14 protein-coding genes are annotated in these 15,387 nt (G+C 40.2%); 4 read left to right on the forward strand and 10 right to left on the reverse strand.

All coding sequences use genetic code 11. From position 1 onward, the window contains the following. Positions 1-239: 239 nt before the first annotated feature. Positions 240-398 carry a YqaE/Pmp3 family membrane protein gene (locus tag ABZP26_RS14460; RefSeq protein ID WP_008466367.1) on the reverse strand — a complete coding sequence of 53 codons (159 nt, stop codon included), beginning with the start codon at positions 396-398 and terminating at the stop codon, positions 240-242. A gap of 64 nt (positions 399-462) precedes the next feature. After that, the gene (locus ABZP26_RS14465; RefSeq protein WP_013465983.1) at positions 463-1,032 is read right to left on the reverse strand and encodes a BON domain-containing protein; all 570 of its coding nucleotides are present in this window, start codon (positions 1,030-1,032) and stop codon (positions 463-465) included. Positions 1,033-1,345: 313 nt separating this feature from the next. Between ABZP26_RS14465 and ABZP26_RS14470 the strand changes: the two genes are divergently transcribed. Beyond that, positions 1,346-2,011: a LiaF domain-containing protein gene (locus tag ABZP26_RS14470; protein WP_013465984.1), complete on the forward strand. Its 666-nt coding sequence runs from the start codon at positions 1,346-1,348 to the stop codon at positions 2,009-2,011. A gap of 46 nt (positions 2,012-2,057) precedes the next feature. Here the strand turns inward: ABZP26_RS14470 and ABZP26_RS14475 are convergent, their stop codons facing one another. Beyond that, the gene (locus ABZP26_RS14475) at positions 2,058-2,474 is read right to left on the reverse strand and encodes a VOC family protein (protein ID WP_090493645.1); all 417 of its coding nucleotides are present in this window, start codon (positions 2,472-2,474) and stop codon (positions 2,058-2,060) included. A 236-nt stretch (positions 2,475-2,710) separates the two neighbouring features. Here ABZP26_RS14475 and suhB point away from each other — a divergent pair, with 236 nt between their 5' ends. Beyond that, positions 2,711-3,514: an inositol-1-monophosphatase gene (suhB, locus tag ABZP26_RS14480; RefSeq protein ID WP_010391751.1), complete on the forward strand. Its 804-nt coding sequence runs from the start codon at positions 2,711-2,713 to the stop codon at positions 3,512-3,514. 50 nt (positions 3,515-3,564) lie between these two features. Here the strand turns inward: suhB and ABZP26_RS14485 are convergent, their stop codons facing one another. From ABZP26_RS14485 to queA, 6 genes are all read right to left on the reverse strand, one after another. Then, positions 3,565-5,352, reverse strand: coding sequence for a GGDEF domain-containing protein (locus tag ABZP26_RS14485; protein ID WP_368485094.1), 1,788 nt, complete (start codon positions 5,350-5,352; stop codon positions 3,565-3,567). A 132-nt stretch (positions 5,353-5,484) separates the two neighbouring features. Then, positions 5,485-6,432, reverse strand: coding sequence for a protein translocase subunit SecF (gene secF, locus ABZP26_RS14490; RefSeq protein WP_013465987.1), 948 nt, complete (start codon positions 6,430-6,432; stop codon positions 5,485-5,487). 9 nt (positions 6,433-6,441) lie between these two features. Then, on the reverse strand, positions 6,442-8,301 hold the full coding sequence (gene secD / locus ABZP26_RS14495; RefSeq protein ID WP_013465988.1) for a protein translocase subunit SecD: 1,860 nt from the start codon (positions 8,299-8,301) through the stop codon (positions 6,442-6,444). Positions 8,302-8,320: 19 nt separating this feature from the next. Then, positions 8,321-8,656 (reverse strand): preprotein translocase subunit YajC, encoded by a 336-nt coding sequence (gene yajC / locus ABZP26_RS14500; RefSeq protein WP_010391747.1) that lies wholly within the window; start codon positions 8,654-8,656, stop codon positions 8,321-8,323. Positions 8,657-8,682: 26 nt separating this feature from the next. After that, positions 8,683-9,810 (reverse strand): tRNA guanosine(34) transglycosylase Tgt, encoded by a 1,128-nt coding sequence (tgt, locus tag ABZP26_RS14505; protein ID WP_013465989.1) that lies wholly within the window; start codon positions 9,808-9,810, stop codon positions 8,683-8,685. A 138-nt stretch (positions 9,811-9,948) separates the two neighbouring features. Then, the gene (gene queA, locus ABZP26_RS14510; RefSeq protein ID WP_013465990.1) at positions 9,949-10,980 is read right to left on the reverse strand and encodes a tRNA preQ1(34) S-adenosylmethionine ribosyltransferase-isomerase QueA; all 1,032 of its coding nucleotides are present in this window, start codon (positions 10,978-10,980) and stop codon (positions 9,949-9,951) included. 458 nt (positions 10,981-11,438) lie between these two features. Here queA and ABZP26_RS14515 point away from each other — a divergent pair, with 458 nt between their 5' ends. Together ABZP26_RS14515 and ABZP26_RS14520 are read left to right on the forward strand one after the other, a co-directional pair. Then, a complete protein-coding gene (locus ABZP26_RS14515) occupies positions 11,439-13,970 on the forward strand; it encodes an EAL domain-containing protein (protein WP_008114824.1) in 2,532 nt (843 codons plus the stop codon). 187 nt (positions 13,971-14,157) lie between these two features. Beyond that, positions 14,158-14,361, forward strand: coding sequence for a hypothetical protein (locus ABZP26_RS14520; RefSeq protein WP_008114823.1), 204 nt, complete (start codon positions 14,158-14,160; stop codon positions 14,359-14,361). Between the two features lie 46 nt (positions 14,362-14,407). Here the strand turns inward: ABZP26_RS14520 and ABZP26_RS14525 are convergent, their stop codons facing one another. Further along, the gene (locus ABZP26_RS14525; protein WP_013465992.1) at positions 14,408-15,325 is read right to left on the reverse strand and encodes a hydrogen peroxide-inducible genes activator; all 918 of its coding nucleotides are present in this window, start codon (positions 15,323-15,325) and stop codon (positions 14,408-14,410) included. Positions 15,326-15,387: the final 62 nt, after the last annotated feature.

The following is a 15,387-nucleotide window of genomic DNA, read 5'->3' on the forward strand; positions in this document are numbered from 1 at the left end:
TTAGCCACAGAGCGACTAAAGCGGGTTGCAGTATAAAAAGTTTTTAGGGGCTTGTCACTAGCAAAAAGCTTTATTTTAACAATCAAGGGGCTAACTGCTCAAATAGTAGGCTTTGAGGTTTTGTTAGTGATGAGTTTTGTAAAACAAATCCATTTATTAATAGCAGCCTGAGTAACTAATACACATACCTTTGGGAGCACTTAGCAACTCAGTATTAAATGTCCTGCTATGCTGCTACATTATTTTTTGGCAATAATGTAAATCGCATGAATTAATCCAGGGAAATAGCCGAGCAAAGTTAGCAAAATATTTAACCAAAAATGCATCCCTAGTCCTACCTGTAAAAACACACCCAGTGGTGGTAATAAAATAGAAAAAATAATTCTAATGATATCCATAATTTAATCCTTATAATGTTAGCAAAGCAAAAAGCCCAGCAGGGCTGGGCTTTAGTATAGTGTATTATTCTGCAATAACAGTTAATTCATCAACTACCTTGCGAACATCTTCAGCGTTTTTAGCAATTTCCATCGCTAATTGCTTTTCAGCATCAGACTCAACTGTACCTTTAAGAGTTACCACACCATTATCGGTATCAACATCAATGTCTGTACCACCTACTTCAGAATCAAATAAGTAACGTGTTGTGATCACTGTAGTGATTTTAGCATCTGTTAAATCACTTTCAGTGTCGTTACCCATCATTTCAGAATCATGCTTCTTCATGTCGGTGTTTTTTACCACAGTTAGACTGTTTTCAACGTCAGTTACACCATCTAGGCTTAGCACGAGTTCTTCAGCAAGCTCTTTATCTACTTCGCTGTTTACTTTACCTGTTAGCATTACCTTGCCGTTTTTTACGTCCGTGTTGATATCAAAGTTATTTAGATTGGTGTTCATAAGCAATACTGTTTCTGCTTTCCCATCAATCCAAGCATCTTTACTTTCGTTTTCCCAACTGCTTGCCTGAGCGCCCATTGCGGTTGTTCCTAATACTAGGGCTGCAATCATAGACTTATTAAATGTTTTCATAATCGTTCTCCTTTTGATTAAAGACACTTAAGCTAATGCGAGCATCGGGCCAACATTTTTTAACCTTTAATTTCAATAGGTTAATTTAAAATAGTAGATATTGGCTTAAACCTACTAAGTAAACATTTACAGACTATTGCGTAAAAGTTTCTCGAATAGCGAAACTTACTAAATAATTGTATATTTGGTTAATCTGTCGTTAATATAATAAAGAATCAAAAACCCAAAATCATAAACCACTGAATTTAAACAATTTAATATTTGGTATAAGGCTTGCTTTGAAATAACCAGCAATCATAAAAGGATAATTTAAATGTCTGTTAAAATTGAAGACCGCCCTATTGAGCAAGTTCGTGAGCAAGTGATTGATCAGCTCATTTATAACTACAGCCATGGTGTTATTTCTGTAGAAGCATTTGAAAGGCGCTTAGACGACGCCATGGCAGCGAGTGACAATAAAGCACTTATGGATCTCGTTGAAGATTTAACCTTAAATACTGACCAGCAATATAAGGCGCAAAAGCACTCTCAGTTTGCACCTAATTATAGCGCGCAGCATGAGACTGATGAAGAGCCACTTACATTAAGAAGCATTCTTGGTTCAAGTGAACGAAGCGGCCAATGGGTAGTTCCTCAAAACATTTATATAGAAAACTACATGGGGTCAATCAATCTTGATTTTACAGATGCGATTTTTACCCACCAACATGTCACTATTCACGTTAATTGTTATTTTGGCAGCGAAGAAATATATGTACCAGAGCACGTTAATGTAGTTTCTAAAATGTTTTGTATTTTAGGCAGTTTTGAAAATAAAACTGTTTCACTTAATAAGCGCCAAGGGCCAACGATTCACATTGAAGGAAAAACTGTTTTAGGCTCTGTGGAAGTTAAAGTTAAACGCACTATTAAAGAAAAATTTATTAGCTTTGCAAATGATCTAAAAACTCAACTTGGCATGAATGGTAAACATTATTAAATATGCTAAACATTGAATGAAGCCATAATCGTTGGCTTCATTCATATTATAAGTCGTTATTTCGCTCACTAGGTACATCACTCATGTACTCTACAAACTCAACTTCAAACCCTGCAGGGTCAATATAATAAATGTTTTTTCTAAATGGATTTACAGCACCTTCTTTACTTATTGCAAAGCCCGCATGTTTTAGGCGCGCTATTACTGCATTTAAGTTATTGGTTACATAGGCAAAGTGTGCCAAACCAATTTGATGTCCTGATAGGTCGCGGTTTTTCCCTTCACCGTGATCGCTTATAGCAATATATTGATCGTTATCACCAAAATGTACCCAGCGCCTTGCTTTACCATACCAAGTTCCTTCCCCCTCACTTCTAATTGACCAATAGGGAAACGCTGCTTGGTAAAACTTAAGCATGGCATTTATGTCACTAACAACTAAATTTACGTGTTCTAATTTCATAACTTTCTTCCTATTAATTGAATATAGAACATCATAAAACCTCAAGTTAACTTTAGGTAAAGCGCTAATTTACAAATTTATTGCTTGTTTTTATTTCAATAAATATATTGAAAGATCATGCCTGTACAAAAAACACTCACAAGTATTTAGGCTTTATGGTTTACTTTATGGCAAAAACCGCTAAAATACGCCGGCTTAAATATATAAACGTTCTTTTACAACCCAAAGGTAATACCATGCATCCAATGTTAAACATTGCGGTTCGCGCTGCGCGTAACGCAGGCAAGCTTATTCTTCGTGCAAGTGAAGACTTATCAAAAGTTGAAGTGCAACAAAAAGGCACTAATGATTTAGTTACGAACATTGATAAAGAAGCCGAAGCCGTAATTCGTGACACTATTTTACGTTCTTACCCTGATCACTGCATCGTTGGTGAAGAGTTAGGCGAACACAAAGGTAAGGATGCTGATTACCAATGGATTGTTGACCCACTTGATGGCACAACTAACTTCATCAAGGGTATCCCTCATTTCGCAGTATCTATTGCACTTAAAGTTAAAGGTCGTTTAGACCAAGCCGTAATTTACGATCCAATTCGTGGCGAACTTTTCACCGCTTCTCGTGGTCAAGGCGCACAGTTAAACAGCAAACGTTTACGTGTATCTAAAACGGTTGAACTTGCCGGTTCTGTTCTTGCAACAGGTTTCCCTTTCAAACAAAAACACCACTTAGATGCCTATTCTGAAGCGTTTAAAGCATTATTCGTACATACCGCTGATATTCGTCGTGCAGGTTCTGCAGCACTTGATATGGCGTATGTTGCAGCGGGTCGTGTTGATGGTTTCTTTGAAATTGGTTTAAAACCGTGGGATACAGCAGCAGGCGAGCTATTAGTTAAAGAAGCTGGCGGCATGGTTGTTGATTTTGCTGGCGGTAATAACTACAACGTGAGCGGTAACGTTATTTGTGGTGCACCTAAGCTAACACAAGCGATTGTTCGTGAAATGCGCCCAGTATTATCTGAGTCGTTATTACGTTAATCGTAATACCGCACTAAAAAAAGGAGCCGAGGCTCCTTTTTTGCTTTTTGTTAGCCACTTTTTTTACTATTGGATAAACGCACAACAGCGGGTGCAGGCCTTCTTCGATTACAAATAAATAAGTAGCTGTGACGATAACGTTTTGCTTCTTTTTTAGCATCTGTGGCTAATGCCGCTACTTGATGGCTATTTTTACACTGCTGCAGATCCGGCTCAACTAAACCTATCGATAATGTAAGTAAAGGTACAAACTGCTTTTCGCCCTCTCGATTAGTTGCCCAATACCCTTTTCCAGCAATATGCTCTGGCGTAAAAAATACGCGTGACTGCAATTCAAATTGCGTGATAATGGTATTACAAACCTCCACCGCATCTTTTTTTTCAAACACCACCATAAAGTCATCGCCACCAATATGCCCGACAAAGTTAGCGCTGTGCGCACACGCTTTTACAGTCACATCGGCCAGAAGTTTTATCACGCTGTCCCCACTGGCATAACCATACAGATCGTTAAATTGTTTAAAATGATTTAAATCGATATAAGCTAGTGAAAATGGCTGTTTATGTTGCAGACGCTGCTCTATTACTTTACTAATTGCCACATTACCCGGTAACATGGTTAGAGGGTTAGCATGTTGGGCGTGGCGGATTTTTTCAGCGGTAATGTGCTTTAATATGTCCCTGAGCGGTGCCAAACCTAAATATTTATTATTACTTGTGATAACAATATGGCGACGAATATCAAAGTCTTGCTCTGTTATTTGCTGAGAGACAATATCAAGCATTTGATTTTCATCAACCACCAAAGGCTGTTTATCCATTAACTCAGTGACTTCACATTTATCATAAAGTGCATGCCCGTATGGCGCGGCAAACACTTCTGTTAGCTGATCTTTGTGTAACAGCCCTATTGGCTGCTGATTGCTATTTAAAACGGGTAAGCTAATTATGCGCTTGTCTTGCTCAAAAAGCGCATGAGCCTCTTTACAACGCGTGTGACTGCTAATGGCAGGCTGAGCAACAGCAAGCACCCCGATAGCCATTGATTGTTCAAACTTTGACCCTGCTTGAGTCAATGTAAATGCTTGTAACTGCTTACAGTTATAGTCATAGCTTGGTTGTTGGCTGGGTCTTTCTAACAAAAATCCCTGAACATGACTTATGCCTATACTTTTAACTAAATCGAGTTCTTCAGTACGCTCAATTCCCTCTGCAATCACCGCTGTATTTGTTGCCCGTGCTAACACCACAATTGATTTTAGAAATTCTTTTTTAACTTCGCTTTGATCGCAATGATCAATAAAGTAACGATCAATTTTTACAATATCTGGGCATAACTGCGACCATTGCTTTAGACCGGAATAACCTGCACCAAGATCGTCAATAGCAATAGTAAAGCCTAGCTCTCGATAATGAGCAATGGTTTTTAACAGTAAAAAGCCATCATCTACTTTTTCTTGTTCGGTGACTTCAATCACCACACGATTAGCCGCAAGACCAAACTGTTCAATTAAATGTAAGGTTTCGCCTTTAGGGTGGCTCGGATCGAGTAGAATTTTTGGGCTGACATTTAAAAATAACTTCCCTTGTAGATTTAGTTTTACAAAGTTTTCTATGGCGCGAGAACGGCATAAAAGCTCAAGCTCTGAAATTAATTGATATTTATGAGCCGTTTCGAATAGCTTATTTGGCATCGCTAATGGGCTATTTTTAGGGCCTCGACTCAGCGCTTCATACCCAATAATAGATTGCTTAGTTATATCAAAAATAGGTTGGAACAAGGTTGTTATTGCTCCTTGTTGTAAGATTGACTCTAAGGCTTTACGTTGCTCAGTCACTACTAGCTCTGATCAAAATTAAATAAGAGTAATAAAATATCAAGCTCGTATGACAATTATATGTCTTACACGCTAAGCAATAAAAAACCGCTCACAAGGAGCGGTTTTTTAAAAAGGATAATTTAATCTCAATTAAGGCATTGAGTCTAAATCGGCACCTTCTTTTTCAATCACCTCTGGTATTAAATCTTCTTTACTTACGCCCATGGCAATAGCCACCGAGCTGGCAACGTAAACTGAAGAATAAGTACCAATAAATACACCAAATAATAGTGCAGTAGCAAAGCCATGAATAGTTTGGCCGCCCCATACAAAGAGTGCAATCAATACTAAAATAGTGGTAATTGATGTAACTAAAGTACGATTAAGTGTTTGCGTAAGTGACAGGTCAATAATTTCAATGGTGTCGTCAATACGTACTTTACGGAAGTTTTCACGGATACGGTCTGATACAACAATGGTATCGTTTAGTGAGTAACCTATCACGGCAAGTATTGCAGCCAAAATAGTTAGGTCAAACTCTAAACCAAGCACCGAGAATAAACCAATCGTAATGATTACATCGTGTAATAGTGCACCCACCGCACCTACAGCAAAGCGCCATTCAAAGCGAAATGCCACGTAAATTAAGATACATATAAGCGCAGTTAACATGGCAAGGCCACCCTGCTCTTTTAAGTCTTCACCTACGCTTGGGCCTACAAACTCAATACGGCGCATTACTACGCTATCATCAGCTTGTTTAAGGGCAGCAATTACTTGGTTACCAATCACTTCTGCTTTTACATCATCACCGCGAGGGGCTAAACGGACCAGTATTTCTTGGCTTGAGCCAAAAAGCTGTACCGATGCATCAGCAAAGTCGTTTTCAGCCAGTACATTACGTACTTTTTTCAGATCGGCAGGTTGTGAAAAACCTACCTCAACTGCTGTACCGCCGGTAAAATCTAAACCGAAATTTAAGCCTTTAACAAAAAGTGACGCCAGCGACGCTATGATTAATAACGTAGAAAAGCCCATTGCCACTTTTCGAAGAGACATGAAACGAAGGGTTTTTCCGCCCAATCTTAAAATTTGCATGTCTGCTCCTTAAATTGAAAGTTTATCAACACGTTTACCACCAATAAATAGGTTGATCACCGCACGGGTACCTACAATTGCTGTAAACATAGAGGTTAAAATACCAATTGCTAGGGTTACCGCAAAGCCTGCAACAGGACCGGTTCCAACAGCAAACAAGATAATCGCCGCAATTAATGTGGTGATATTGGCATCAAAAATAGTACTGAAGGCGCTATCGTAACCAAAATGAACCGCTTGTTGAGGGCTGCGGCCATCAGCGAGCTCTTCACGAATACGCTCAAATATAAGTACGTTCGCATCAACAGCCATACCAACGGTTAGTACAATACCTGCGATACCCGGCAGGGTAAGCGTTGCACCTGGAATTAACGACATTACACCAATAATAAGTACTAAGTTGGCAGCCAGTGCGATATTCGCAACAAGACCAAAACCTTTGTAGTAAATAAGCATAAAGGCCAGTACAAACGCAAAACCTAAGGCTACAGCGGTCATACCTGCTTCAATGTTTTCTTGACCTAGGCTTGGCCCAACCGTACGTTCTTCTACTATTTGAATAGGCGCAACCAGCGCACCCGCGCGAAGTAGTAAACTTAAGTTATGTGCTTCAGCGGGGTTATCAATACCGGTAATGCGGAATGAACGGTCAAGACGCGCTTGAATGGTTGCTACGTTAATCACTTCTTCCACTTTAATCGGTGGAAGTGCTTTACCTTCGCTATCTTTTTTACCCGATGGCTTGTACTCAATAAATACGGTAGCCATACGTTTACCAATAGCACGTTTGGTGAAGGCATTCATTTTTGCCCCACCTTTACTATCGAGTTTAATGCTTACTTGAGGACGCTGGTACTCATCTGCACCTGACTGCGCGCCAGTAATATGGCTACCTTCAAGAATAATGCGCTTTTTTAGTACCACAGGATAACCATCACGGCTCATGATCATTTCAGTACCCGGTGGGATACGACCTTGAGCAGCGGCGCTTATGTCAGCATTTTCGTCAACTTCACGAAACTCAAGCGTGGCCGTAGCACCTAAAATCTCTTTAGCGCGAGCGGTATCTTGAATCCCTGGTAATTGAACAATAATACGTTCAGCACCTTGGCGCTGAACGTTTGGCTCTGCAACCCCAATTTGGTTGATACGATTACGAATAATCGTTTCGTTTTGCTTGATAGCATAGTCACGAATTTCTTTTAGCTTTAGCTCACTCATAGTGGCAAAGAATGCGTTATCGTTACTGCTATCATCAATGTAAACGTTTAATGGGTAACGGCTTTCTAAAAAGCGCTCTGCGGCTTCTTTATCTTCTTCGTTACGCATTTCTACACGCATACGCTCTGAACCTGCTACGCGGCGCACACTACGATAACGTAGTTTTTCTTCGCGCAGGTCGCTACGAAAATCTTGCTCCATTTGCTCAAGCTGATTATCAACCGCAGTGACCATATCGATTTCCATGGTGAAATGTACACCACCACTTAAATCTAGGCCTAACTTCATTGGGTTACCGCCAAGCGACTTTAACCAAGCCGGTTGTGCCGGTGCCATATTGATAGCTGAGATATAATCGTCACTAAGTGAGTTACGCAGTAAGTCTTGCGCTTTAAGTTGGTCTTCAACGTTTTTAAAACGAACAAGAATTTGCCCGTCTTCGAGTTTCGTCGATTTAGCGCTGACGTTATCTTTTTTGAGGATTGCGTTTACTTTGTCTACAACACTGAGGTCGACATCGGTGCCTTTAGCGCCAGAAACTTGTATGGCCGGATCGCGGCCATACAAGTTTGGTGAAGCATATAAAAGGCCAATGGCTAACACAGCTAAAACAAGTAAATACTTCCAAATTGGAAACTTGTTTAACACGGGGCCGTCCTTATTATTTTTATAGCGACTTCATTGTGCCTTTAGGCAGTACAGCAGATACTGCTGATTTTTGAACAGTTACTTCTGCTTGCTCATTTAATGAGATCACGATGAAGTCTTTATCTTCAGCAATTTTTACGATTTTACCCACTAAACCACCTTGGGTTAGTACTTCATCGCCTTTTGCCATCGCGCTCATTAAGCTTTTATGCTCTTTTACGCGCTTTGCTTGCGGGCGGTAAATTAAAAAGTAAAAAACCAAACCAAAAATCGCTAACATAATTAGCATTTCCATACCGCCGCCTGCTGCAGGTGCGCCAGCGCTTGCATGTGCGTTTGAAATAAATAAACTCATAATACTTCCTCTTTAATTTTTAAATTTTAATTTGTTGTATCAGCCAGCTCTGGCACTTCTTGGCCTCGGCGAGCGTAAAAATCGTGTACAAATGTCTCTAGTTGACCTTCGCTAATAGCATTACGCAAACCTTCCATAACACGTTGATAGTATCGTAAGTTATGGATAGTGTTTAGTCGTGCGCCAAGAATTTCGTTACATTTGTCTAAATGATGCAAATAAGCACGCGAATAATTGTTACAGGTATGGCAATCACACTCTGGATCAAGTGGGCCAGTATCTGTTTTATGCACTGCGTTACGGATTTTTATGATGCCAGTAGTAATAAATAAGTGACCGTTACGTGCATTACGCGTTGGCATTACACAGTCAAACATATCTATACCACGGCGAACCGATTCAACTAGGTCTTCTGGCTTGCCAACACCCATTAGGTAACGCGGTTTGTTTTCTGGCATTTTATAAGCACAATGATCAAGAATATTAATCATTTCATGTTTAGGCTCACCCACCGATAAACCACCGAGTGCATAACCATCAAAACCAATCTCTTCAAGGCCTGCTTGTGATTGTGCACGAAGCTCAGGATACATACCGCCTTGAATAATACCAAACAATGCTGATGGGTTGTCGCCATGCCCTTCTTTTGAACGCTTAGCCCAACGAAGAGAAAGCTCCATAGAGTCTTTGGCTTCTTTTTCGGTGGCAGGATATGGCGTACATTCGTCAAATATCATCACGATATCTGAGCCAAGATCACGCTGCACTTCCATTGACTTTTCTGGCGACATCATAATTTGGTCACCATTTACAGGCGATTGGAACATCACGCCTTCTTCAGTGATTTTACGCATTGCACCAAGGCTAAATACTTGGAAACCGCCTGAGTCAGTTAAAATTGGGAAGTCCCAATTCATAAAGTCGTGTAAATCACCATGCTGTTTAATGATTTCAGTACCAGGGCGCAACATTAAGTGAAATGTATTGCCCAAACAAATTTGTGCACCCGTTGCTTTTACTTCATCAGGTGTCATACCCTTAACCGTGCCGTAAGTACCTACAGGCATAAACGCCGGTGTTTCTATTACACCTCGGTCAAAAATCAAGCGGCCGCGGCGCGCTTTACCATCAGTGCAGTCTAATTCAAATTTCATAATATCCTCTGTGTCGGAAAAACAGTCCAACAAGCTATAATTTAACCGCTCGATTCTACCCTTTTTACCACCCTATTACTATTAGCAGTGAGAAATTCACTATACCTAGGAGTAAATAAAAACCGATAACGCTGTAAATTATTTCCGGGTCAAAAACATCGCATCGCCATAGCTAAAAAAGCGATACTGTTGTTCAATCGCCGTATTGTAAGCGCCCATAATGTTGTCTTGCCCTGCAAAGGCACTAACTAACATGATCAGAGTTGATTCGGGTAAATGGAAGTTAGTTACCATGGCATCAACAACGTTAAATTGATAACCCGGAAAAATAAAGATATCGGTATCGCCAAAGTAAGTATCTAGCTTGCCGCCATGTATTTTTGCTGCAGACTCAAGTGAGCGTACTGAAGTTGTACCTATAGCAATCACACGTCCGCCTTTGGCTTTGGTGCTTGCAACCGCATCAACCACATCTTGTGGCACTTCAATATATTCAGAGTGCATGATGTGCTCATCAACACTCTCAACTCTTACAGGCTGAAAGGTGCCAGCACCAACGTGCAAGGTTACAAACGCCATTTGCACGCCTTTATCTTTGAGCGCAGCCATGAGTTTATCGTCAAAATGAAGACCTGCCGTAGGTGCAGCAACAGCGCCTGGCTTTTCGCCATATACCGTTTGGTAACGCTCACGGTCGGCTTCGTTATCTGGGCGGTCAATATAAGGAGGAAGCGGCATGTGACCCACATCATTTAAAATATCGAGCACATTTTCACTGCGGTCAAACTCAAGCTCAAATAAGGTATCATGGCGTGCCACCATAATAGCTTTTGCTTTGCCCTCTAAAATGAGTACATTACCTGGCTTTGGGGATTTACTCGCACGAATATGCGCAAGTACGCGGTGTTCGTCTAATACGCGTTCAACGAGTACCTCAACTTTACCACCAGACTCTTTTTGACCAAACATACGCGCAGGTATAACCTTGGTATTATTAAAAACCAGTAAATCGTTTTCGTTTACAAGCTCAAGTATGTCACTAAATATTTTATGCTCAATCTCACCAGTTGGCCCGTTTAGGCTCAATAAACGGCTACTCGTTCTATCTGCTTTAGGAAAACGAGCAATTAATTCATCAGGTAAGTCAAAGCTAAAATCAGCTACGCGCATTGTTAGAATTCCACATCATTTAAAATCGCGCCAAGTGTATACCCAAACCACCTCAAAATGCGAGTTTCAGTTGGAATTAAAAGCGATTTAGGCAAGGCATTGATTGCAAATAATAGTGGTTCTATTATTAATATCAATAACGCAGTATAAATCGCTTTTAAGCCAACCCGTGGGCGTTTCACAGGGGCATACTCTCATCGTTGCTACTTCTTGAAAGGGATTACCATTACTGCAAAGTATCGCCTTGATATTAAGCCCCTGTGAAGCGCTGAATTCTGCATTTTGAGGTGGTTTGGGTATTTAACTATTAGTAATGAAGCTCAAGATATCCCACATATTCTCCCTAATTAGCCACCAATGAACTACATTTAAAATAGCGGTTAAATACGCTTGTTCTTATCGCTAAATATCATTACTCTTACTGTTTTATGATCTGCATCTCTCGGAGTGGTACCTACGTGGCAAAACAGCTTAAATTGCTAATATTGAATGCAAGTAATGATGAGCGCCAGACTATTCGTGCCACGTTAGAGAGGCTTAATGTGTTTGAGTTCATTGAAGCATCAGACAGCCAAGACGCCCTAAAAATATTAAAAAATCAAAGCGTAAATATAATCATAACCGGCTTAGATGTAGGTAAAATTGATGGTTGGCGGTTTTCCCGTATGATCCGCTCTGGATTACTAAACACGCCTAAAAACACGCCTATTTTGCTAATTCCGCCGATTTATTGTGAGCGTATCGCCGAAACTACCGCACGTAGCTATGGCATAGATGCGGTACTGCCTTTTGAGCGCCAAGATATTCTGCCGCAAATACTCGCAAATGTGTTGTCGAGCCATTTAGAAAAAAGTAGTCGCTTAAACCTGTTGTTATTAGAACCCTTTGCCAGCAGAGCAAACGACATGAGTGAGCAATTAAAACTTAACTTTGCTATCACCCATGTTACAACTGAGAAAGCGGCGCTAAGTGCTTATAATCAGCAGCCTTTTGCTATCGTGCTACTGGATGCCACAGCGGCACAAGCAGAAAGCTCAAATCAATTAGTCGAAAAAATTCTGCAGCATAACCCTCAGCAAGCCATTGTTACTATTATTGACAAAAACGATGCCGATTACGCCGAGCAGTTATTACTTTCAGGCGTTACCGACTTTATTCGCGCCCCTTACGACCCCTCATTTTTAAATAAAGTCTGTGACCACGCCGCTCGTCGTGAAGACTTTATGGTCAGCTATGCTGAGTTTGCCAATAAAGTGCAGCAATTAAGTATTAGTGAAGTAAAGTATCGCGACCTGTTTTCAGCACATCAACGTATTTTATTGCACCTAAATACCGTGGTGCTTGAGCTAGACCAGCAAGGCAATATTCGCTTTATAAACCCTGCATGGGAGTCTTTGAGTGGTTTTGGGGTTAAATCGACCTTGAAACAACCATTAACTGCATTTTGTACCAAAGAGTATAAACAGTCGTTACAATCCACTATTGATGACATTTTACAAGGTGGCGCAAATAAACAAAAAATAGAAGTTAAACTGCAACAAAAAAATGGCAATTCGGTGTGGGTTGAATGCCGCCTCCAGCTAATAAAAAATAGCAGTAATAACGCGACCATTACCGCCACACTCGATAATATTCATGAACGTAAGCAAGCTGAGCTTCAATTACGCCATTTAGCATTGCATGACACGTTAACCGGCCTACATAATCGTTATTACTTTGACCAACAACTTAACTATATTTGCCAAAGCGAAAATACCTATGCAAATATTGAGCATGCGCTGATTTATATCGATCTTGATCACTTTAAAATAATCAACGACAGTAAAGGCCACCAACAAGGCGATATTGTTTTAAAAGAAGTGGCACAACTGTTTATTGCCAATATTAGTAATGAGCACCTGATCTGCCGTGTGGGTGGCGATGAGTTTGCGGTGATCCTTAAAAACACCAATTTATTAGATGCACATTTAATTGCAGAGGGGATTTGTAGTGCCATTGAGGGCAACCAATTTAAGTCAGAAGATCAAGTGTATTCAATTAGCTGCTCTATTGGCTTAACCCAAATTACTGCTGATAACTGCGATCCAAATGAATGTTTAAAGCAATCAGATATTGCGTTATATATTGCTAAAAATTTAGGCCGTAACTTAGTACATTGCTATTCAAAACAAGATGGTGAAAACAATGCGCTGCAAACGGGCTTAGAATGGGGTCATGGTGTACGCCAAGCTCTACAACAAGACAGTATAGAACTTCATTATCAACCCATTTGGGACTTTAAAACTAATCAGGTTGCTTACTTTGAAGTACTACTGAGATTAAAGCTCGACGACGAACTTATTTACCCAAATCAATTTATTCCCTCATTGGAAATGCTTAACGACACCTTTTTAATGGATCAATGTGTTATTCGTAACAGTATTGCGAGTGTTGCTGCGCACCCAGAGCTTCTTCAGGTTGCAATAAATTTATCGGCACAATCATTTTTAGATGAGCGTTTACTGCCGTTAATAGAGTCGAGCCTCGAAAAATATCAAGTGCCTCCGTCAAAAATTATTTTTGAAATAACCGAATCGGCTAGCATTAATAATTTGGCTGCCACCCGTAAAATGATTGAACGGTTAAATAATTTAGGCTGCCACTTTTCGATTGATGACTTTGGTACCGGATTTAGTACCTTTAATTATCTTAAACAATTACCAGCCCAACATGTAAAAATTGACGGCTCATTTGTCCGCGATATGCTTAACGATTCCATTGATTTAGCGCTAGTAAAAGCCATAAATGACATCAGTCGGTCACTAGATAAGCGCTCTGTGGCTGAATATGTGGAAACCGCTGAAGTATTTTTTGCACTCAAAGAAATAGGCGTAGACTACGGGCAAGGCTATTTTATTGCTCGCCCTGTCCCTATCGACAAGGTACTGATTGAATTAGAAAAAATAAAGAACAACCCTATTTTTTATCAAGATACCCTCACATCACTATAAACATTAATAAACAAATTTAAGCAATTTATTACTACCAAAATTGCCCATCTAACCTATACTTTGCTTATCGGCAGCACAATGTCATGAAAATTAAGTGATTACCTTAATTTTACATGACATCTTTATTTCTTATCGTCTAGATGTCTATACTCTTAAAGATGGACATTTGGTCATAAGGAGGATGTTTATGACGCAACTAATCACGTTATTATTGTTTATACACTTTGCTATTGCGCTTCAATGTTACAAGTATGCCCAGATTAAAGGCTACCCTGTAAAAACCTTTACAGTGCTTGGACTGGTGCCTTACTTCAATGTTGTTGTATGGGTTTACTTATTGTTTTTACCGCCTCTAGAGAGCTACCATGGCCAGCACAAGCAGCCACTTTAATTCCCTGTGTTATTGAGCGTATTATCTCTAATACGCTTTTTTTACGTTACTTAAAATCAACACTGCACTGCTTTTTCAAAAAGACCTCTAACTGTTGGCTAAACAATTTAAAGTCACGAATCCGCCCCGTTGTTTTGCGCCACAGTACACCAATATCACGATAGGCATCACCTTGTGATGGCGTAGCAAGCATGTTTTTGTTTTCTAAAATACCCGCGTTAATCGCCATTTGCGGTAAAAAAGTCACGCCAAGTTTATACTCAACCATACTCAATAAAGTATGTAAGCTAGCTGCCTCAAAGGGATTTATACAGCTAGAGCGGTTTAAATGGCACGCGCTGAGCGCATGCCCAGTCATACAGTGCTCTCGCTCAAGTAAAAATACACTCGCTTCTGGTAGTAAATTAAAGTCTTCAATGCCTTTAGCTGGTGTGTAGTCTTTATGGTGCACTAAGCTAAAATGATCTTGTGCAAGTACTTGTGTATGAAATTTATCGGTTTCGTAGGGCAGCGCTAATAGTGCCAAGTCAATTTGCCCATGCTCTAACTTATCAAGTAGCTTGTCGCTGGTATCCTCCACTAAAACTAACTCTAAGTCAGCAAACGTTTGCTGACAAAAGTGATAAAGAGGCGCTGCAATAAAGCTCGCAATCGTGGGAATAACACCTACCGTTAATGTGCCGCTAAGCGGCGTTAAAAAGCTTTTGGTAAGCTCTTTTAAGCTAATAGTGTCGTTAATGATTTTTCTTGAACGCTCAACAACCTCTTCACCAATAGTGGTAAACATAAGACTGCGATTTTCTCGTTCTATAAGCTGACACCCTAAGGTCTCTTCTAAATTTTGAATTGCAGTGCTCAGCGTTGACTGGCCAATAAAGCAGGCACTTGCTGCGCGGCCAAAATGTTGATGCTGATGCACAGCTAATAAATACTGTAGCTGCTTTATACTAGGGAGATTGGTCATTTTTCTTTCCACAAATAAAAAGACCCCAACACCAAGGGCGTTGAGATCTTTTCAAGCTAAAA

Source organism: Pseudoalteromonas sp. SD03, from assembly GCF_040937955.1.
Taxonomy (GTDB): Bacteria; Pseudomonadota; Gammaproteobacteria; order Enterobacterales; family Alteromonadaceae; genus Pseudoalteromonas; species Pseudoalteromonas tetraodonis.

What these genes read in the sequence shown, in the direction of transcription:
- ABZP26_RS14460 (WP_008466367.1), bottom strand. Translation starts at nt 398, where the DNA reads ATGGATATCATTAGAATTATTTTTTCTATTTTATTACCACCACTGGGT.
- ABZP26_RS14465 (WP_013465983.1), bottom strand. Translation starts at nt 1,032, where the DNA reads ATGAAAACATTTAATAAGTCTATGATTGCAGCCCTAGTATTAGGAACA.
- ABZP26_RS14470 (WP_013465984.1), top strand. Translation starts at nt 1,346, where the DNA reads ATGTCTGTTAAAATTGAAGACCGCCCTATTGAGCAAGTTCGTGAGCAA.
- ABZP26_RS14475 (WP_090493645.1), bottom strand. Translation starts at nt 2,474, where the DNA reads ATGAAATTAGAACACGTAAATTTAGTTGTTAGTGACATAAATGCCATG.
- suhB (WP_010391751.1), top strand. Translation starts at nt 2,711, where the DNA reads ATGCATCCAATGTTAAACATTGCGGTTCGCGCTGCGCGTAACGCAGGC.
- secF (WP_013465987.1), bottom strand. Translation starts at nt 6,432, where the DNA reads ATGCAAATTTTAAGATTGGGCGGAAAAACCCTTCGTTTCATGTCTCTT.
- yajC (WP_010391747.1), bottom strand. Translation starts at nt 8,656, where the DNA reads ATGAGTTTATTTATTTCAAACGCACATGCAAGCGCTGGCGCACCTGCA.
- tgt (WP_013465989.1), bottom strand. Translation starts at nt 9,810, where the DNA reads ATGAAATTTGAATTAGACTGCACTGATGGTAAAGCGCGCCGCGGCCGC.
- queA (WP_013465990.1), bottom strand. Translation starts at nt 10,980, where the DNA reads ATGCGCGTAGCTGATTTTAGCTTTGACTTACCTGATGAATTAATTGCT.
- ABZP26_RS14520 (WP_008114823.1), top strand. Translation starts at nt 14,158, where the DNA reads ATGACGCAACTAATCACGTTATTATTGTTTATACACTTTGCTATTGCG.
- ABZP26_RS14525 (WP_013465992.1), bottom strand. Translation starts at nt 15,325, where the DNA reads ATGACCAATCTCCCTAGTATAAAGCAGCTACAGTATTTATTAGCTGTG.